Source organism: Pyrinomonas methylaliphatogenes, assembly GCF_000820845.2.
Taxonomy (GTDB): domain Bacteria; phylum Acidobacteriota; class Blastocatellia; order Pyrinomonadales; family Pyrinomonadaceae; genus Pyrinomonas; species Pyrinomonas methylaliphatogenes.
Genome location: NZ_CBXV010000008.1, coordinates 1,022,490 through 1,040,065, shown reverse-complemented (window position 1 = coordinate 1,040,065; position 17,576 = coordinate 1,022,490). Strand labels below are relative to the sequence as shown.

18 protein-coding genes are annotated in these 17,576 nt (G+C 60.3%); 13 read left to right on the top strand and 5 right to left on the bottom strand.

The window, feature by feature from the left end; genetic code table 11:
* Positions 1-58: 58 nt before the first annotated feature.
* From purS to PYK22_RS15675, 7 genes are all read left to right on the top strand, one after another.
* Positions 59-307 (top strand): phosphoribosylformylglycinamidine synthase subunit PurS, encoded by a 249-nt coding sequence (gene purS, locus PYK22_RS15705; RefSeq protein ID WP_041978702.1) that lies wholly within the window; start codon positions 59-61, stop codon positions 305-307.
* Positions 304-1,008, top strand: a complete 705-nt coding sequence (purQ, locus tag PYK22_RS15700) for a phosphoribosylformylglycinamidine synthase subunit PurQ (RefSeq protein ID WP_041978700.1) — start codon at positions 304-306, stop codon at positions 1,006-1,008. The genes purS and purQ overlap by 4 nt, the downstream gene beginning before the upstream one ends.
* A 28-nt stretch (positions 1,009-1,036) precedes the next feature.
* Entirely contained in the window at positions 1,037-1,510 is a 474-nt protein-coding gene (locus tag PYK22_RS15695) for a hypothetical protein (RefSeq protein WP_157770931.1), read from the top strand.
* A 172-nt stretch (positions 1,511-1,682) separates the two neighbouring features.
* Entirely contained in the window at positions 1,683-2,288 is a 606-nt protein-coding gene (locus tag PYK22_RS15690) for a thioredoxin family protein (RefSeq protein WP_060635772.1), read from the top strand.
* 15 nt (positions 2,289-2,303) lie between these two features.
* Entirely contained in the window at positions 2,304-2,900 is a 597-nt protein-coding gene (locus PYK22_RS15685) for a TlpA family protein disulfide reductase (protein ID WP_041978698.1), read from the top strand.
* Positions 2,901-3,168: 268 nt separating this feature from the next.
* On the top strand, positions 3,169-5,508 hold the full coding sequence (gene purL, locus PYK22_RS15680) for a phosphoribosylformylglycinamidine synthase subunit PurL (protein WP_041978696.1): 2,340 nt from the start codon (positions 3,169-3,171) through the stop codon (positions 5,506-5,508).
* Between the two features lie 24 nt (positions 5,509-5,532).
* Positions 5,533-5,916, top strand: a complete 384-nt coding sequence (locus PYK22_RS15675; RefSeq protein WP_041978694.1) for a rhodanese-like domain-containing protein — start codon at positions 5,533-5,535, stop codon at positions 5,914-5,916.
* A gap of 5 nt (positions 5,917-5,921) precedes the next feature.
* Here PYK22_RS15675 and PYK22_RS15670 read toward each other — a convergent pair whose 3' ends face one another.
* Positions 5,922-6,071 carry a hypothetical protein gene (locus PYK22_RS15670; RefSeq protein WP_157770930.1) on the bottom strand — a complete coding sequence of 50 codons (150 nt, stop codon included), beginning with the start codon at positions 6,069-6,071 and terminating at the stop codon, positions 5,922-5,924.
* A 40-nt stretch (positions 6,072-6,111) separates the two neighbouring features.
* Here PYK22_RS15670 and fumC point away from each other — a divergent pair, with 40 nt between their 5' ends.
* Positions 6,112-7,530 carry a class II fumarate hydratase gene (fumC, locus tag PYK22_RS15665; protein ID WP_041978689.1) on the top strand — a complete coding sequence of 473 codons (1,419 nt, stop codon included), beginning with the start codon at positions 6,112-6,114 and terminating at the stop codon, positions 7,528-7,530.
* 144 nt (positions 7,531-7,674) lie between these two features.
* Positions 7,675-8,667, top strand: a complete 993-nt coding sequence (gene nadA / locus PYK22_RS15660) for a quinolinate synthase NadA (protein WP_041979333.1) — start codon at positions 7,675-7,677, stop codon at positions 8,665-8,667.
* Between the two features lie 469 nt (positions 8,668-9,136).
* On the opposite strand, the gene PYK22_RS15650 is transcribed toward nadA, so the two are convergent.
* Positions 9,137-9,493 (bottom strand): Rieske (2Fe-2S) protein, encoded by a 357-nt coding sequence (locus tag PYK22_RS15650; protein WP_041978685.1) that lies wholly within the window; start codon positions 9,491-9,493, stop codon positions 9,137-9,139.
* Between the two features lie 144 nt (positions 9,494-9,637).
* On the opposite strand from PYK22_RS15650, the gene PYK22_RS15645 reads away from it, so the two are divergent.
* The 4 genes from PYK22_RS15645 to lon all read left to right on the top strand — a co-directional run bounded on the left by PYK22_RS15645 (position 9,638) and on the right by lon (position 14,369).
* Positions 9,638-10,609, top strand: coding sequence for an SIMPL domain-containing protein (locus tag PYK22_RS15645; protein WP_060635771.1), 972 nt, complete (start codon positions 9,638-9,640; stop codon positions 10,607-10,609).
* A 198-nt stretch (positions 10,610-10,807) separates the two neighbouring features.
* Complete coding sequence (locus tag PYK22_RS15640) at positions 10,808-11,374, top strand: CBS domain-containing protein (RefSeq protein WP_060635770.1); 567 nt, start codon at positions 10,808-10,810, stop codon at positions 11,372-11,374.
* 105 nt (positions 11,375-11,479) lie between these two features.
* Positions 11,480-11,842, top strand: a complete 363-nt coding sequence (locus PYK22_RS15635; RefSeq protein ID WP_157770929.1) for an Hsp20/alpha crystallin family protein — start codon at positions 11,480-11,482, stop codon at positions 11,840-11,842.
* Between the two features lie 34 nt (positions 11,843-11,876).
* The gene (gene lon, locus PYK22_RS15630; RefSeq protein ID WP_083437915.1) at positions 11,877-14,369 is read left to right on the top strand and encodes an endopeptidase La; all 2,493 of its coding nucleotides are present in this window, start codon (positions 11,877-11,879) and stop codon (positions 14,367-14,369) included.
* A gap of 6 nt (positions 14,370-14,375) precedes the next feature.
* Here the strand turns inward: lon and nfi are convergent, their stop codons facing one another.
* From nfi to PYK22_RS15615, 3 genes are all read right to left on the bottom strand, one after another.
* On the bottom strand, positions 14,376-15,104 hold the full coding sequence (gene nfi, locus PYK22_RS15625; RefSeq protein WP_041978682.1) for a deoxyribonuclease V: 729 nt from the start codon (positions 15,102-15,104) through the stop codon (positions 14,376-14,378).
* 15 nt (positions 15,105-15,119) lie between these two features.
* Positions 15,120-16,748 (bottom strand): L-aspartate oxidase, encoded by a 1,629-nt coding sequence (nadB, locus tag PYK22_RS15620; protein WP_211197736.1) that lies wholly within the window; start codon positions 16,746-16,748, stop codon positions 15,120-15,122.
* Positions 16,749-17,118: 370 nt separating this feature from the next.
* Positions 17,119-17,523: a response regulator gene (locus PYK22_RS15615; RefSeq protein WP_157770928.1), complete on the bottom strand. Its 405-nt coding sequence runs from the start codon at positions 17,521-17,523 to the stop codon at positions 17,119-17,121.
* Between the last annotated feature and the right edge of the window lie 53 nt (positions 17,524-17,576).

Here is a 17,576-nt window from a genome sequence, read left to right as displayed (position 1 = left end):
ACAATATCAGCGTTACGCAATAGCGACGAACGGAAAACCGCAGCGAGAGGCGAAAAGCATGAAGGCGAAAGTCTACGTGACGCTCAAACCGAGCGTCCTCGACCCACAAGGCAAAGCCATCCATCATTCGGTCGAACTGATGGGCTGGCAAGGCATCACCGACATCAGACAAGGGAAATATTTTGAGATCGCGCTCGCGGAAACGCTCGACGCCGAGCGCGCGCGTGCGCTGGCTGAACGGTTGGCAAGAGAAGTGCTATCGAATCCAGTTATCGAAGATTACCGCATCGAGATCGAAGAGCCATGAAATTCGGAGTCATCGTCTTTCCCGGATCGAACTGCGATCATGACGCATATCACGTCGTCTCGAAACATGTGGGCCAGCCCGTGGATTTCATTTGGCACCGCGAGACGGACCTGAGCGCTTACGATGCCATCATCATTCCGGGCGGTTTCTCTTACGGCGACTATTTGCGCGCGGGCGCGCTCGCCCGCTTTTCGCCGGTCATGCAATCGGTGCGCAAGTTCGCCGCGCATGGCCGATTCGTGCTCGGCATCTGCAATGGCTTTCAGATCCTGTGCGAAGCGGGACTCCTTCCGGGAGCGCTCATGCGCAATCGCGATCTGCATTTCATCTGCCGCCATGTTCACGTGCGCGTCGAGAACAGCGACACGCCCTTCACGCACATGCTCAAGCAAGGCGCGGTCCTTCGCCTCCCGATCGCTCACGCCGAAGGGAACTACTTCTGCGACGATGCGACGCTCGACGAACTTGAGCGCGAAGGGCGGATCATTTTCCGCTATTGCGATGAACGCGGGCGCCTCACCGATACCAGCAACCCGAACGGATCGCGCGCCTCGATCGCCGGCATCTGCAACCGCGGGCGCAACGTGCTCGGCATGATGCCACATCCGGAAAGGGCCTGTGAAGATCTGTTGGGATCGAGCGATGGATCGGCGATCTTCAACTCCCTTGCGACGACCATCGCAAAGATGGCCGAAAGCTGAACTCGACCTGAAGGCTTAGAAGATCGCGATGGCTGAAACCCGAGCGCCGGAAATGGACCAGCAAGTCGCCGCCGATCTGCCAACCGCTCGCGGCGAACTGGCCGCCGCCTCATCCCTCCCTTGGGAAGCGGTAAACCGCATTCACCGCACGCGCCGCGGCATCTATCAGAGGGGCGGTCGCCTGATCTCGCTGCTCACGGACTTCGGGCGTCACACGCCCTGCTACCCGGACGCTTGGGGCGCGACGCCCGATCAGATCATCTACACCGGCGAAGGGCGCCACGGCGACCAACGTCTATCGCCGGGCAATCGCGCCCTGCTCGATGCCATCGCAAGCGGTCAAGCGGTCCCGCTATTCAACAAACTCGCCGCCGGGCGCTGGCAATATCTGGGCCTGTGGCGTGTCATCGAGGCGCGCTACGTTTACGATGCAGTAGAACGGCGCATGCTGTGGCGCTTCACGCTGCTTAAGGTTCTGAACGATCAAGGCGCAGATCGCTGAATCGTGACGTTCTAAGCTTCGGCAAAAACCGCGCGTTTGGGCCGATCGGTTCGTCAACTGCCTCTCCCCCGCCCTCACTCGAGCGGCTTTAAACGCTTGTCATAGGCTTGCTTCTGCTGCTAAGCTGTGAGTCGCGCTTCCGAAAAACTCTGCCGAAAAGGAGCTCTGGACTATGAGGAGAAATTACGCCCTTGCGCTTTTGCTTCTCGCCCTCTCATTCATCGCCGTCGTCGCCTGGCAAGGCGGTGATGGCGCGATGAGAGCCGGCATCAAGATCGGCGAGAGTATGCCGGACTTTCGGCTTCCGGATCTCGATGGCAAAGAACACTCTCTCAGCTCGCTACGCGGGAAGAACGGGACAGTTCTGATCTTCATCTCAACCCAATGCCCGGTCTCAAACGCTTACAACGCGCGGATGGAGAAGCTCGCTGAAGATTACGGCGCGCGTGGGATCGCCGTCATCGGGATCAACGCGAACGCGACTGAACCTGTCGATGTCGTCAAGCGGCATGCCGCCGAACACAATCTGAAGTTCACGATCCTTAAAGATCATGGGAACAAACTTGCCGATCGGCTGGGCGCGCAAGTTACGCCCGAAGCCTTCCTCTTCGACGCAAGCGGCAAGCTGGTCTATCACGGGCGGATCGATAACTCGCGCGACGAATCGCAGGTCCAGTCGCAAGATCTGCGCGATGCGATCGAAGCGATCCTCGCTGGCCGACAGGTCGCTAAGACCGAAGCGCGCGCCTTCGGCTGCACCATCAAGCGCGCTTCATAGGGGCATGGGTGAGTGATGAAGATTTACTCAACGGCGTTGACGCTAACATTGATCCTTTCGCCTTTCGCGTTCGGGGGATGTCCGACATCCTCCGAACGCTTTCAACAGGGCTCAACTCGAGATGGCTCAGGGGAAACGACGCGCGACGCTCGCGCCACCGAAAGCGCTCCCATCAAGGTGAGCGAGATCAATACAAATGGTCTACGCGAGCTTCTCGGGCGACCCGCACAAGCCAAACGCCCGCTATTGATTAACTTCTGGGCCACGTGGTGCGAACCTTGCCGCGAAGAGTTCCCCGACCTCGTCGCGATCGATCGCGAGTATCGCTCGCGCGGGCTCGATTTCGTCACCATCTCGCTGGATGACGTAAGCGACATCGACCGTGGCGTTCCGCAGTTCTTACGCGAAATGGGCGCGACGATGCCCACTTATCTACTGAACGTCGTCGATCCGGAAATGGCCATCTCCGTCGTCGATCAAGAATGGAGCGGCGCGCTTCCCGCCACCTTCCTCTTCGACGCCAAGGGCACTTTGGTCTACAGGCGCTTCGGGCGCATCAAGCCGCCTGAACTGCGAGCCGCGATCGAAAAGGCCTTGAACGCGAAGCCATAAAGCTTCGCACCTTGATCGTCAAAGCGGCAACGTGAGTCGATCGTTAGTCCGGTCTTCATCAATTTGGATCGGGCGGCCTTCGAGAAACCAGCGATCCGACTTCTCACCGTAATCATCCCGCGAAAGGAACATTTACTCGGTCGGAGAACGCATCAAAACGAGCGAATTCTTCGCCACAAGCAAATGCGTTTCGGCTGAGCGGAGTTGTCTTGGCCGTTTTTTCGACTTAAAATCTCACGTTTACTCCTTAAAGAAGCTCAATCTACCGATGAACGTCACACCCGAAGTCATCGCGGCGCACAATCTGACGGATGAAGAGTACGAGCGCATTCGAAGTCTCTTGGGGCGCGAACCCAATCTCGTCGAACTCGGCATCTTCTCGGTGATGTGGTCGGAGCATTGCTCCTACAAATCCTCGCGCGTTCACTTGAAGCGACTCCCGACTGCGGGCGAGCGCGTCATCGTGCCGCCGGGCGAGAACGCCGGCGTGGTTGACGTCGGCGATGGCTGGTGCGCCGCCTTCAAGATCGAATCGCACAACCACCCATCCTTCATCGAACCTTTTCAAGGCGCGGCGACCGGCGTCGGCGGCATCCTTCGAGACGTCTTCACGATGGGCGCGCGCCCCGTGGCCGCGATGAACTCGCTCCGCTTCGGCAGACTGGACCACCCCGAGTACGGACGCCGCAATCGCGCGCTGTTCGCTGGCGTCGTCGCCGGAATCGCCCACTACGGGAACTGTTTCGGGGTCGCCACGGTCGGCGGCGAGGTCTTCTTCGACGACGTGTACAACTTCAATCCGCTGGTCAACGCTTTCGCCCTCGGACTGGTCCGGCGCGATCAGATCTTCTTTGCGCGCGCTTCAGGCATCGGCAATCCCGTCCTCTACGTCGGAGCCAAAACGGGGCGCGACGGCATCCACGGCGCGACGATGGCCTCGGCTGAATTCGATGAAGAGGCTCTATCGAAGCGGCCCACAGTTCAAGTCGGCGATCCGTTTCTGGAGAAGCTCCTTCTCGAAGCGTGCCTCGAAGCGATGCGTTCGGGCGCGGTGGCCGGCATCCAAGACATGGGCGCGGCTGGTCTCACTTCTAGCTCCTGCGAGATGGCGGCGCGGGCTGGAACCGGCATCGAGCTTGATCTCGATCTCGTCCCGCAACGCGAACAAGGGATGAACGCTTACGAGATCATGCTTTCGGAATCCCAAGAGCGCATGCTTCTTGTCGCGCACAAAGGGCGCGAGCGCGAGGTGATCGACATCTTTCGCAAATGGGAGCTGGATGCGGTCGTCATCGGTCGCGTCACGGATACAAAACGCCTTGTGGTCCGCCATCACGGCGAAGTGGTCGCCGATATTCCCGTGACAGCTTTGACGGACGATGCGCCGCGTTACCAACGACCGCTGAGACCGCCCGCCGGACGAGACGAAGATCGAATGGCCCGCGCGCAGGAGAGCTTCGCCGAAACGGCGACGCGAGCGGAAGGCGCTCAATCAATCGAGGAGGTCATCCGGTCAGAAGAAGCAGCCGGCATCGACTACAACGAGGCTCTCGAAAAGTTGCTCGCTTCGCCCAACATCGCTTCCAAAGAGTGGGTCTTCGAGCAGTACGATCACATGGTGCGCACCAACACGGTCGTGCTGCCCGGAGCAGACGCCGCCGTCATACGCATCAAAGAGACGCGCCGCGCGCTCGCCATGTCGCTCGACGGCAACGGGCGTCTGTGCGCCGCCGATCCGCGCGAAGGGGCGAAGCTCGTGGTCGCCGAAGCGGCGCGCAACGTCGTCTGCGTCGGCGCAAGACCCATCGCCATCACCAACTGCCTGAACTTCGCCTCGCCCGAACGGCCCGAGGTGATGTGGTCTTTTTCGGAGGTCATCGACGGCATGGCCGAAGCCTGCCGCGAACTTCGCACACCTGTGGTGAGCGGCAACGTCTCTTTCTACAACGAGACAGAAGGGCGCGGCATCTGGCCCACTCCGGTGGTCGGCATGGTCGGCTTGATCGAAGACGTGCGCCGCGTGATTCAGCCGGGCTTCAAGAAGGCAGGCGAGATCATCGCGCTACTGGGAGAGACGCGCGATGATCTCGCGCTCAGCGAGTACGCCGCTACCGTTTTGAAGATAGACACGCAGCGATTGGTCCAGCAAGGGCACGTTCCGAAGATCGATTGGGAACGCGAACGGGCCGTGCAGGAGACTGTCTTGCGCGCCGCCGAAGAAGGGCTGCTTCGCGCGGCGCACGATTGCGCCGAAGGCGGGCTGGCCATTGCCCTCGCCGAGATGTGTTTTTCGTCGCTCAACCGCGAAGCGATCGGCGCCGAAATAGATCTCGGCGGGACGCTGCAAACGGCAGCGCGCCTCTTTGCCGAAACGCCTTCGCGCATCGTCGTCAGCTTCGACGAAGCCGTCCTTGGACGCATGGAGGAGATCGCGGCTGAGCTTCGTTGCCCGCTGACGATGATCGGTCGCGTTGGCGGGCAATTGTTGCGCATCTCGGTTGACGGTCAAGAGGTCATCGCGCGCGACGTGCGCGAACTCGAGAAGATATGGCGCTCGGCGATCAAGGATGCGATGCGAATGGAAACGCTCGTCGGCGCCGCCGAATGACACTTCAGTTGAGGAGTTGCCGTCATGGAACATACGGAGGGTTTTTTGAAGCTGGTCGCAGAAGCCAAAACGCGCGTGCGTGAGATCAGCGTCGAGGAGGCGCAGAAGCGGCTGGCGGAGAACCCGCAAGCTCGTTTGATCGACGTGCGCGAGGATCACGAGTGGGAGCGCGGACATGCCGCGGGCGCGATCCACCTCGGCAAAGGGATCATCGAACGCGACATCGAGCGCGTCATACCCGACAAGAAGACCGAATTGATCCTCTACTGCGGCGGCGGTTACCGTTCGGCGCTCGCCGCCGACGCGCTGCAACGCATGGGCTACGAGAACGTCTACTCGCTGGCCGGCGGCTGGAAAGCTTGGCAACGAGCGGGACTTCCGACGGAAGCGGAAGGCGGCTCGAAGTAGGCTTATCACGTCCAACCCGTGATCTGCCCATGTAGCGTCACCTGATGCGGAAGGCGGCTCGAACTAGGCTTATCACGTTCAGGCGTGACGTCAAAAGCCCGAACGCGAGTCACGCGCTCGCCGCCGAGTCGGATGAGAATGTAAAATTGAATCATCGGCGTTAAAAATTTTCGGATCGAGGGAAATTCTTCGCCCATGGCACAGGAAGCGATCGAAAAGAAGGAGCAAACACGTGGGACGCGCATCGAGCGCGATTCGATGGGGGAAATCGAAGTCCCGGCGGATAAATACTGGGGAGCGCAAACTCAACGCTCGCTCAAATATTTCAGCATCGGCGACGATCTGATGCCGCGCGAACTCATCCGCGCGTTCGGCATCCTGAAGAAGGCCGCCGCGCTCGTCAACCTTGAACTCGGCAAGCTGCCCGAAGAGAAAGCGCGGTTGATCGTGCAAGCGGCGGATGAAGTGATCGCCGGAAAGCTCGACGCGCATTTCCCTTTGCGCGTTTGGCAAACGGGCAGCGGCACGCAGACGAACATGAACGTCAATGAGGTCATCGCCAATCGCGCGATCGAGCTTGCGGGCGGCCAACTCGGAAGCAAAAAGCCGATCCACCCGAACGACGATGTGAACATGTCGCAATCGTCGAACGATACGTTCCCGACGGCGATGCACATCGCGGCGGCAGAGGCGATGAACCGTCTGATCCCAGAAGTGGACCGGCTACGCGGAGCGATCGAAACCAAAGCCAGAGAGTTCGCCGATGTCGTCAAGATCGGGCGCACGCATTTGCAAGACGCGACGCCGCTCACGGTAGGACAGGAGATGTCCGGCTGGGCCAGTCTGCTCGAACGCGATGCGCAACGCCTGAAGCAAACGCTCGATGGGCTGTACGATCTGGCCATCGGCGGCACGGCGGTCGGCACCGGACTCAATACGCATCCCGAATTCGCCGAACGCGCCGCCGCCAAGATCGCCGAGCTCACTGGGCTTCCCTTCCGTTCTCACCCGAACAAATTCGCCGCGCTTTCGGCGCACGACGAGATCGTCTTCGCAAGCGGCGCGCTCGCGACGCTCGCCGCCTCGCTGATGAAGATCGCTAACGACATACGCTGGCTCGCTTCGGGGCCGCGCGCCGGTCTGGGCGAGCTCATCTTGCCGGAGAATGAACCCGGCTCTTCGATCATGCCCGGCAAGGTCAATCCGACGCAGTGCGAGGCGATGACCATGGTCGCGGTCCAAGTCATGGGCAACAATGCGGCGATCGTTTTTGCTGGATCGCAAGGCAACTTCGAGCTGAACGTCTTCAAACCCGTGATGATCTACAATCTACTTCACTCGATCCGGCTGCTCGGCGATGCCTGCCACAACTTCGTCGATTACTGCGTCGTCGGCATCGAACTCAACCGCGAGCGCATCGCCGAGCATGTGCGCAATTCGCTCATGCTGGTGACGGCGCTCAATCCTTACATCGGCTATGACAACGCGGCGAAGATCGCCAAACACGCGCACAAGCGGGGCATTAGTTTGCGCGAAGCGGCGATCGAACTCGGCATCCTGACGGGCGAAGAGTTCGATCGTTACGTCAAACCGGAAGAGATGACGCATCCTTAGAAAGAGCGCCGGAGCGTCAATGGCGAAGGATGACGCTCCGGTCGAAACCGCTTAAAATTAACCTGAGCGAAAATATCGCGCTTTGCGGGGAACAGCACGATGCAGAACAGCGCACCAAACGCAGCCATAAACGCCGGACAAGAGATGGATCTGTCGGCGCGCTTGGCGACGATCGATCCGTCGCTCGATCTCGAAGCGGAGATCTCGCGCCTCAAAGAGGAGATGAACGCCGTCATCCTCGCCCACTACTATCAGGACGAAGCTATTCAGGATCTGGCCGATTTCGTCGGCGATTCGCTCGCTCTGGCGCAAGCTGCGGCGAAGACCAATGCCGATTGCATAGTCTTCTGCGGCGTCCACTTCATGGCCGAGACGGCGAAAATCCTCAATCCGGATAAACCGGTCTACCTGCCGGATCTTGACGCCGGTTGCTCGCTTGCCGATCGCTGCCCGGCAGATGTTTATGCCGAGTGGTTGAAACAGTATCCCGACCATATCGTCGTCAACTACATCAACTCCTCGGCGGCGGTGAAAGCGCTGTCAGATGTGATCGTCACCTCATCGAACGCGGTTGACATCATCCGTCAACTCCCGCCCGACAAACCGATCGTCTTCGGCCCAGACAGGCACTTGGGGCGCTGGGTCGAAAAGCAGACCGGGCGGAAGATGGTCCTCTGGCCCGGTTTCTGCATCGTCCACGAACAGTTCAACGCGCGCCGCTTGCTGCAACTACGCGCCGAATATCCGGAAGCGGCGATCATCGCGCATCCCGAATGCGAAGAGGCCGTGCTGCAACAAGCGGAGTTCGTCGGCTCGACGCTCGCGCTCTTGAAGTACGTCGAGAAACACACGGAGAAGAAACAGTTCATCGTTGCAACAGAAGCGGGCATCCTGCACCAGATGAAGAAAGCGCGCCCCGATGCTGAGTTCATCTGCTCGCCACCGAACTCCGGTTGCAGTTGCGCGCTGTGCCCGTACATGCGTCTGAACACGCTGGAGAAGCTCTACCTCTGCATGCGTGACCGAAGACCGGAGATTACGATTGACGAAGAAACCATGCGACGCGCGCTCCGTCCGGTTCAACGCATGCTCGAGATGAGCCAGCATCTTTCGCCAGTCAAGCAGAAGGGCGATTGACCTATGGGACAGTCTACCTACCGGTTGCCCCCAAGCTACCGAAACCAGATCGCTGGTGGAATGGTGGGATGCGCAGTCTGCCTAACGTTTGATCCCCCAGCTCCCTCAGGAAAGAAGCAACCTTTGGCAGAGGAGGCGCTGAGCAAGAGGATTCAGCTTGCCGCCCCCTAGTTCATCGAGCGCTAGAACTCGCAACTCGCGGACCCGCTTCAAAGAGGCTTCATTCAAGAAGATTTGGCATCGAACCACAAGCGCGGCGGCTGGTCGCGAAATATCAGGCGCGTAAATCGGCGGCATGCTCTGCCATCCTTTAAGGCAAGTCTTCTACGCTGTCACTTCCCAAGCGGATTTCAATGCGATCGCCCTATGTTTTTCCAAACGAGCCATCTGCCACGGCGCATTGATTACACGTTGATCTTTATCAACCCTCGCATGCCCGTGAAGTCAAGTTGACAGGCGCAGGCATTGATCACACTTTGATCTTTATCAACCCATCTTCGATGATGACTTCGTAAGTCTCGATGTCGCAGCCCGGGCGCGTCAAACATTGGCCCGTCCCGACATCGAAGCGCCAGCCGTGCAAACAGCATTCGACGATGCGCCCGTGTAGAAAACCATCGGCGAGCGGCGCCCCCTTATGCGGACAGAAATTCTCGATGGCGTAAAATCTCCCTCCGACGTTGTAAATGGCGAGCTCCGCCCCATCGTTCAACTCGACCGTAGCGCTGCGACCTTCAGGCAAATCCTCAACGCGCCCGACCGTGATGAGGCGGCCCTTGCGTTCGGGCTTCTTGAAGTTGATCAACCGCCTTTCGAGACCTTTCATGGCAAGTTATGGACATCCTAACAAATCGTCGAATATGCGGGCAACCTTGTGCGCATAGCTCGCTTCTCTCCTTCGAACGTGTTACAAACAGAGCGTCCTTGCAAAGTTCAAGGGTATTAACACCGAGCGACGAAGGAGCACGAGATGATTCAAGAAGCGATGAGACTTTTGGCGAGATTGGCGCAAATGAGCGCGTTATCCTTTCTGCTTGCAGCTGCCGCCCTCGCCCAAGAGACGACGGTGCGCGGGAAGCTAGCGCATACGGTCGAGCCGGGCGGGTGGTTGATCGTCACGGCGCAGCAGAAGTTCTTGTTGCTCAATGCCCAACGCTTCCGAAGTGAGACATGGTTTCGCGAAGGGACCGCAGTCGAAGCGGTGGGCCAGCTTCGCCCCGATGCGATAACGACATTTCAGGAGGGCCTGCCCTTTGAAGCGCGCACGTTGAAGCCGACGACCGATTCGGATTCTCGCGATCTGTTATCCGGTTTCACGCGCGTCACGGTCAACGGCGACGCCACCGTGCAAGCGCAACCCGATACGGCCATCGTCACCATCGCCGTCGTCACGCAAAGCAAGAGCGCGCTCGAAGCCCAACAGGAGAACGCGCGTCGCAGCGATGCTGTACAACGCGCCGTTGAAGCGGTAGCCGGTCCAGGAGCTGAGATCAAGACGAGCGGCTATAGCCTCCAGCCGCAGATGGACTATCGCCCGAACGTGCCGCCGACGATCACTGGATATGTAGCGCGCAATGCGGTCGTCGTCACCTTGAACGATCTGACGAAAGTCGGCGCCGTCATCGATGAGGCCGCGCGCGCTGGGGCGAACAACATCGACAGCCTGAGCTTCACCCTGCGTCAAGATCGCGAGGTACGCGCACGCGCTTTGAGCGACGCGGCGCGCGCCGCTCTCGACAAAGCGCAGGCTATCGCTCGTTCTCTTGGCGGGCGGGTCATCCGCATCCTCGAAGTGGAGGAGGGCGGTGTCGTGCGCCCGTTGCCGCGTTATGAACTCAGCCGGAGCATGCCCGCAGCGGAGGCGTCAACGCCGATCGAGCCTGGCCGCCTTGAGATCTATGCGACCGTGCAAATGACCGTCGAAATCGAAGCTCGGCCTTGAATTCCACCAGCGAACGGCGCATCGCGTAAAGGATCTTTTGCGATGAAGAGGCGCCGCTGGTAATTTTTCCAAAGCCTTGTATAATCGGCGAGTGCTCCCCTCTCAGCGACTTTAAGGAGCGGACGGCCCGCCTCTCGCACGAGCCAGTCGCTCTTGTGGAGCTTAACAGCACTCGGCAGGAGCAAGGAGGGATCTTAAATGTCCAAAGGCAAGGGCGCACGAGAGGATCACGATCAAGATCATGCTTTCGGTTATGAGGGGCGGCGCACACACATCCTTTGCCGCGATATCATGACGCGCGAGGTGACGGTCGCGACGCGCGACGCGACGCTCGAACAAATCGCCAAATGGATGCTCGAAGAGGATACGGGAATCATCCCGATCGTCGATCCCGTCGCGATCGAATCGGCAGAAGCGGCGAAAGGTGAAGGGCGCAACCATGGCAAACTCGTCGGTCTCATCACCGACCGCGACATCGTCATCCGCGCGATCGCGATGGGGAAAGACCCGCGCACCACGCGCGTCGAAGAGGTTATGACGACAGAGGTGCACACGGCGCAACCCGATGACCGCGTCGTTGACGTGATTCGCAAGATGGGCGACAAGCAAGTGCGCCGTATCCCGGTGGTCGATCAGGATGGCAATCTACGCGGCATCATCTCGATGGCCGATATCGCGCTGGAGACCGAAGAGGACCGTGAACTCGCACACGCGCTCGAAGAGATCTCGAGCGGCCACTCCTTCTGGAGCCGCTTCTTCGATTGAAAAGAGCGCGCTGAAGGTTTCTTGATGTTTGCCTGCGCCTCTTCCGCTGTGTATCTTAAAGATCTCGCGTCGACACCTTCAACGCCGCGCGAAGGAGAGATGAAGATGGGCAAGTCAACGGAGAACTTTTTCCGCTTAGTCCCGACGAATCGGATGAAACGCCCCGTCACCGGAGCGGAATGGCATCCGCCCGCAGACGTATATCGCACTGCGGACGGATGGATCGTCAAAGTCGAACTCGCCGGAGTTCGGCCCGATGAACTAGAGATCACGATTCGCGATTCGATCTTGCGGATCTCCGGCTCGAGGCGCGACACCATGTGTCGGCAAAACATCTTGTGTCATCAACTGGAGATCACCTACAGCCGATTCGAGAAGACTTTGCGCTTCCCTTGCCCGATCGAGGGGGCGGAGATCGAGCGCGATTATCGCGATGGCTTGCTCATACTCAATTTGCGCTGCGGCTAAAGGTGAGAGGATTCGAGACGATAGGGTGAAGACGATGGTTGAGACGACGGATTACAACGAAGCTGAGCGATATGCGAGCACGCCCGGATCAGCCTCGCTTCCTTTCGAAGCGGCTGTGCTGCCGCTCCAGAACACGACGCTCTTTCCGGCGACCGTCGTGCCGCTGACGGTCGGGCGCCCGCGTTCGGTCGCCGCCGTCGAGGCGGCCCTTTCGACCGAGGAGAAGCTTCTCGCCTGTTTCGGCGTGCGCCCAGCGAGCGCAGGCGAGCACGAGGCCGGTCCAGCCGATCTCTTCGAGACGGGAACGCTCGTCACCATCAAACGCATGATGCGCGATGAGAGCTCGCAGACCATTCAGCTCATCGTTCAAGGGCTCGAACGGATACGCATCGTCGGATGGGTGCACGAACAGCCTTACTTGCGCGCCCGAGTCGAGATCCTGCCCGCGCTCAAGGTCGAAGATGCGGCGGAAGTCGAAGCGTTACGCCGCAACATCAACGCGCTCATCCAACAGGCGTTGGCGATGATGCCGCAGGTTCCCCCTGAAGTGCGCTCGATCATCCTCGGCACTCAGGATCCCGTCCAGCTCGCCTATTTCCTCGCCTCCGTGCTCGATCTCGGCCAAGAGCAAGAGCAGGCGATGCTCGAGGCGCAGACGGTGGACCAGTTGCTTCATCTGACCTACACCTATCTTGCGCGCGAGATCGAGATCCTACAGCTTCGCACCAAGATCGCCGCCGAAGCGCAAAGCGAGATGACCAAAGCGCAACGCGACTACTTCTTGCGGCAACAGCTTAAGGCGATCCAGAAAGAGCTGGGCGAGGATGAAGGCGGAGAAAAAGCTGAGGTCGAAATGCTGCGCGAGCGGCTCGCCACGGCCGATCTTCCGGATGAGGTCCGCGCCGAAGCCGAACGCGAACTAAGGCGCATGGAGAAGCTCCCGTCCGCCGCGCCCGACTATCACGTCATACGCTCCTATCTCGAATACATTCTCGAGCTGCCTTGGCGCAAATCCTCGCCCGACAAACTCGATCTCGAAGAGGCGCGCCGCATTCTGGACGAAGACCACTACGGACTTGAAGATGTCAAAGAACGGATCCTCGAGTTCCTCGCCGTCCTCAAACTGCGCCCGGATGCCAAGAGCCCTATTCTCTGTTTCGTCGGCCCGCCGGGCGTCGGCAAGACGAGCCTAGGTCGTTCGATCGCGCGCGCGCTGGGGCGCCAGTTCGAACGCATCAGCTTGGGCGGCGTGCGCGATGAAGCGGAACTGCGCGGCCATCGCCGCACTTACATCGGCGCGATGCCCGGACGGATCATCCAAGCGATTCGCCGCGCGGGGACAAATAATCCCGTCCTGATGCTCGATGAAATAGATAAACTCGGGATGGATTTCCGCGGCGATCCGGCAGCCGCTTTGCTCGAGATCCTCGATCCGCAACAGAATTACAGCTTTCGCGATCACTATCTGGATCTGCCGTTCGATCTCTCGAAAGTCTTCTTCATCGCGACGGCTAATCAACTGGGCCCGATTCCGCCTCCGCTGCGCGACCGCATGGAGATCATCTACTTGGCCGGCTACAGCGAACAGGAGAAGTTGCAGATCGCCAAACGATATCTCGTCCCGCGTCAGGTGCAGGAGAACGGACTGCGACCGGACCAGTTCGAAATCACCGACGAAGCCCTGCAACTGATCATCGCGCGCTATACGCGCGAAGCCGGCGTGCGCCAACTGGAGCGATCCATCGGTCAGATCGCGCGCAAAGCCGCCTTGAAGATCGCTAAAGGCGAAGCGGACAGAATCAAAGTCGACGCCGCGCAAGTCAAAGATTATCTGGGCGCGCCGCGCTTCTTCATCGAAGAGGCGCGCAAAGAGTTGCCGGTCGGCGTCGCGACAGGACTAGCCTGGACCGAGATGGGCGGCGAGATCCTCTTCATCGAAGCGACGCTGTTGCCGGGCGGATCTGGCCTGATCCTGACCGGGCAACTGGGCGAAGTGATGCAAGAGTCTGCCCGCGCGGCCCGCTCCTATCTCTGGTCGCACGCCGCCGAGTGGGACATCAATCCGGAGATGTTCAAAAACTACGGCGTTCACATCCACGTCCCAGCCGGCGCGATCCCGAAAGATGGGCCGAGCGCGGGAGTCGCGATCACGACGGCGCTCGCCTCGCTCTACACGGGCCGCCGCGTCCGCTCCGATACGGCGATGACCGGGGAGATCACGCTCTCCGGCTTGGTCTTTCCAGTCGGCGGCATCAAAGAGAAGGTCCTCGCAGCTCATCGCGCTGGCATACGGCGCGTGATACTGCCCGCGCGCAACGAAGCTGATCTGGAGAAAGTGCCCGAAGATGTGCGACGCGAGATCGAATTCGTCTTGGTGACGCGCATCAATGAGGTTCTAGAAGCGGCGCTCGAGAAGCTCGTCGCCAGCCCGCCGCCTCCGGTTCCGGCTTCAACATCCGGCGATGGCGGGCGCGAACGGCCAACGGAAGAGCCTGATCTCGAGCCGGTGCGCGCTAAAAGCCGTTGAGAGGGATCAATCGAACAAGCTATCCTGTCGCGGCGTCCGGTCCAGTTCATCGATCGTGCGCTCGCCGCGCCGCACGGCGTTGACCAAAAGATGGGCGAGTCGCGTCGGCTCGGGCACGCGCGATGCTTTGCAACAGCGGAGCGTCAACGCGATCGCACCCTGCAAGTCGATCAGATGGCCCGGCGAGACGAAGACGGGTTGCACGCCCGCTTTGGTTCGCAAAGCGGCGCCCACCGTCTCTCCCTGATGGACCAGCGGCGTCCAGCTCCCAGGCTCGCGCTCTGGCTCGACATACCGACCGACGAGGACCGATTTCGCGCAACCCAAAGCAGGCCGATCCACGATCAGACCGAAATGCGAGGCGATGCCGACCCGTCGCGGATGAGCGATGCCCTGCCCATCGAGCATCACCGCATCGGGCTCGCACTTGAGCTTCGCCCAAGCCTCCAGCAACGGCGGCGTCTCGCGAAAAGAGAGCAAACCCGGCACATAAGGAAACTGGGCTTCGCTACGCACGCCGACTTCTTCGATCACCTCTAGGCTCGGCAAACGCAGAACCACGATCCCAGCGTAGACCGTCGAAGAGAATTTATCGAAGGAGATATCAGCTCCAGCGATCGTGCCGATCTCTCGACCGAGCGGTTCGATCCGCACCTTGCCGCGCAAGCTCCTCTGTAGTTCGACCGCTTCGCGCGGCGAGAGCGCCCAGCTATGGAGATTTTGGAAATGGGCCATCGCCGAACCCGCCTTTCAGGCTCTCGACCTAGCCTCACCGAAATCGATCGTCTCTACAGTCTTCACCGCTTCGCCCTTGCGCTGGACCGAGTGCGCGCGCCAACGGTCGTCGCTGTGCGGGAAATCGCGTCGGAAGTGCGCCCCGCGCGATTCTTCGCGCCAGAGCGCGGCGCGCGCGACCAATTGCGCGACGGTCAGAAAATTGCGCGACGCCCGGCTAAGTTGCGCCTGCGCGATACGCTCGAATTCATCGAGCGCGCGCAACAGAGATTCGCGCGTCCGAATGATGCCAACGCGCTCCCACATCACACGCCGCACGCGCTTGCGCACGGCGAACCCCATTCGCCCGCGCGCCTCGCGCACATCCTCCATCTTCACTTGACCGCAGATCGAAGGTTCGCCGCGCGCCCAATCTCGCGCCGCAGCGCCCCCAGCGCGCGCTCCGAAGACCAGTCCTTCGAGCAAAGAGTTCGAAGCTAAACGGTTCGCCCCGTGCACTCCCGTGCATGCGACTTCGCCCGCCGCATAAAGGCCGGGCAACGTCGTGCGCCCATCGAGATCCGTGCGCACTCCGCCCATGAAATAGTGGGCCGCCGGGGCGACGGGGATGAGATCGCGCGCGACGTTCAGCCCATAGCGCAAACAGGTTTCGAAAATCTTCGGGAAGCGCTGGCGCAAAAAACGCTCCCCCAAACCGGTCATGTCGAGATAGACGAACTGCGCGCCGGTCCGGTCCATCTCCGCGACGATGGCGCGACTGACTATATCGCGCGGCGCAAGCTCAGCCCGTTCGTGATAACGCGGCATGAAGCGCTCGCCCTCGACGTTTCGCAGCACGCCGCCTTCGCCGCGCATCGCTTCCGACAAAAGGAAACGCGGCGCACCGGCGATGCTCAACGCTGTCGGATGGAACTGGACGAACTCCATGTCGGCCAGTTCGGCGCCCGCCTCATAAGCCATCGCCATCCCGTCGCCGGTGGCGACTTCCGGATTGGTCGTGTGTTGATAGATCTGTCCAGCGCCGCCCGAAGCGAGGATGACCGCCCGCCCATGAAGCTCGCGCGGCGCGCGGACCAACGGATCGCGGAACAGAACGCCACAACAACGCCCATCCGCGACGATCAGCGACTCCGTCGCAGCATGCGGGAGAAAGATGATGTTCGCTTCCTCGCCCGCGCGCACAAGCAGCGTGCGCACTATCTCGCGCCCCGTCGAATCGCCATGCGCATGAAGTATTCTCCGACGGGAATGGGCCGCCTCTTGCGTGAAGACCAAACGCCCGCCCTCGCGATCGAATTCGGCTCCCCAGTCGATCAGTTCCTGAATGTAGCGCACGCCATCTTCGACGAGGACGCGCACTGCTTCTGGATCACATAGCCCGGCTCCGGCGCGCAACGTGTCTTCCTCATGCAACTCCACTTCGTCATCTTCCGAGAGCGCGACGGCGATGCCGCCTTGGGCGTATTCCGTATTCGATTCTTCGGCGCGCTCTTTGGTAAGAACCGTAACTTGCGCTCCGGCGCGCGCGATCTCTATCGCCGCGCGCAATCCGGCGATGCCGCTTCCGATGACGATGAAGTCCGTAACGAGAGCCATCTGCTCGACCGCAGCCAGAATCTTACCAACGGCTGAGATGTCTATCAATCGCCATGCCTCGCTTCCGTGCCCCGCGCCTCACGGCTCGAAACCGAACTCGCGTGACGCTCGCCCCTCGAAGATCCCGACTCGCGGGTGATCTTTCGGTTGCGAGTCGAAGCTGTTCTTCGTAGAGATCGCGGATAGATAACGGCGCGCCACGTCCGATCCGCTTGCGTAACGCTCATCACCGGGGCGCGGCGAATCGGACCACTGAGCGAAGGGATCTCCGCCTTTATTGACCGCGCTTTCGCATGAGAAGAGGCGTTGGAAGGGATTCCAATTTGACGAACAGGAGTTGCGTTACCGTCCTCTGATAAGGCTGATTTGCAGCTCTATATTTTTGACGAACAGTGGTTGCGTTCGAGACCGCCGCGCCTTAGGTTTTCGCCTTGCTGATGAGCAGGCGAAGCATCGTTTGAAGCTGCGTCGTGGTGAACGGTTTGGGCAGGAAGACGACGGCTCCGGCGGCGAAGCTTTCCGATGAGAACTTGGGGTTCTGCTCGGCGGTCATCATCATCACGGGGATGCGCATCAGACGCTTCTCCGTGCGCATGTAACGCAGCAACTCGGGCCCTTGGATGTGCGGCATCACCACGTCGAAGATGCCCGCCACAAAATTGGCGTCGGTCTGCAGGATCTTGAACGCCTCGCGCCCATCGCGCGCCTGCACGACGGTGAACCCTTCCTTTTGCAAGACGGCGGTCACCAGACGCAGAATGGCTGGATCATCATCCGCCACGAGGATACGGCGCGCAGTCGCTTGCGAATCCGAAGTGCTCAACTTCCCCGATCCCCCATCCAGCGCTTTCCAGAAGATTCTATCCTCGGCGGGGC

Bases quoted from the DNA above. Each gene is read 5' to 3' on its own strand.
- purS (WP_041978702.1), top strand. From the start codon at position 59: ATGAAGGCGAAAGTCTACGTGACGCTCAAACCGAGCGTCCTCGACCCA.
- purQ (WP_041978700.1), top strand. From the start codon at position 304: ATGAAATTCGGAGTCATCGTCTTTCCCGGATCGAACTGCGATCATGAC.
- PYK22_RS15695 (WP_157770931.1), top strand. From the start codon at position 1,037: ATGGCTGAAACCCGAGCGCCGGAAATGGACCAGCAAGTCGCCGCCGAT.
- PYK22_RS15690 (WP_060635772.1), top strand. From the start codon at position 1,683: ATGAGGAGAAATTACGCCCTTGCGCTTTTGCTTCTCGCCCTCTCATTC.
- PYK22_RS15685 (WP_041978698.1), top strand. From the start codon at position 2,304: ATGAAGATTTACTCAACGGCGTTGACGCTAACATTGATCCTTTCGCCT.
- purL (WP_041978696.1), top strand. From the start codon at position 3,169: ATGAACGTCACACCCGAAGTCATCGCGGCGCACAATCTGACGGATGAA.
- PYK22_RS15675 (WP_041978694.1), top strand. From the start codon at position 5,533: ATGGAACATACGGAGGGTTTTTTGAAGCTGGTCGCAGAAGCCAAAACG.
- PYK22_RS15670 (WP_157770930.1), bottom strand. From the start codon at position 6,071: ATGATTCAATTTTACATTCTCATCCGACTCGGCGGCGAGCGCGTGACT.
- fumC (WP_041978689.1), top strand. From the start codon at position 6,112: ATGGCACAGGAAGCGATCGAAAAGAAGGAGCAAACACGTGGGACGCGC.
- nadA (WP_041979333.1), top strand. From the start codon at position 7,675: ATGGATCTGTCGGCGCGCTTGGCGACGATCGATCCGTCGCTCGATCTC.
- PYK22_RS15650 (WP_041978685.1), bottom strand. From the start codon at position 9,493: ATGAAAGGTCTCGAAAGGCGGTTGATCAACTTCAAGAAGCCCGAACGC.
- PYK22_RS15645 (WP_060635771.1), top strand. From the start codon at position 9,638: ATGATTCAAGAAGCGATGAGACTTTTGGCGAGATTGGCGCAAATGAGC.
- PYK22_RS15640 (WP_060635770.1), top strand. From the start codon at position 10,808: ATGTCCAAAGGCAAGGGCGCACGAGAGGATCACGATCAAGATCATGCT.
- PYK22_RS15635 (WP_157770929.1), top strand. From the start codon at position 11,480: ATGGGCAAGTCAACGGAGAACTTTTTCCGCTTAGTCCCGACGAATCGG.
- lon (WP_083437915.1), top strand. From the start codon at position 11,877: ATGGTTGAGACGACGGATTACAACGAAGCTGAGCGATATGCGAGCACG.
- nfi (WP_041978682.1), bottom strand. From the start codon at position 15,104: ATGGCCCATTTCCAAAATCTCCATAGCTGGGCGCTCTCGCCGCGCGAA.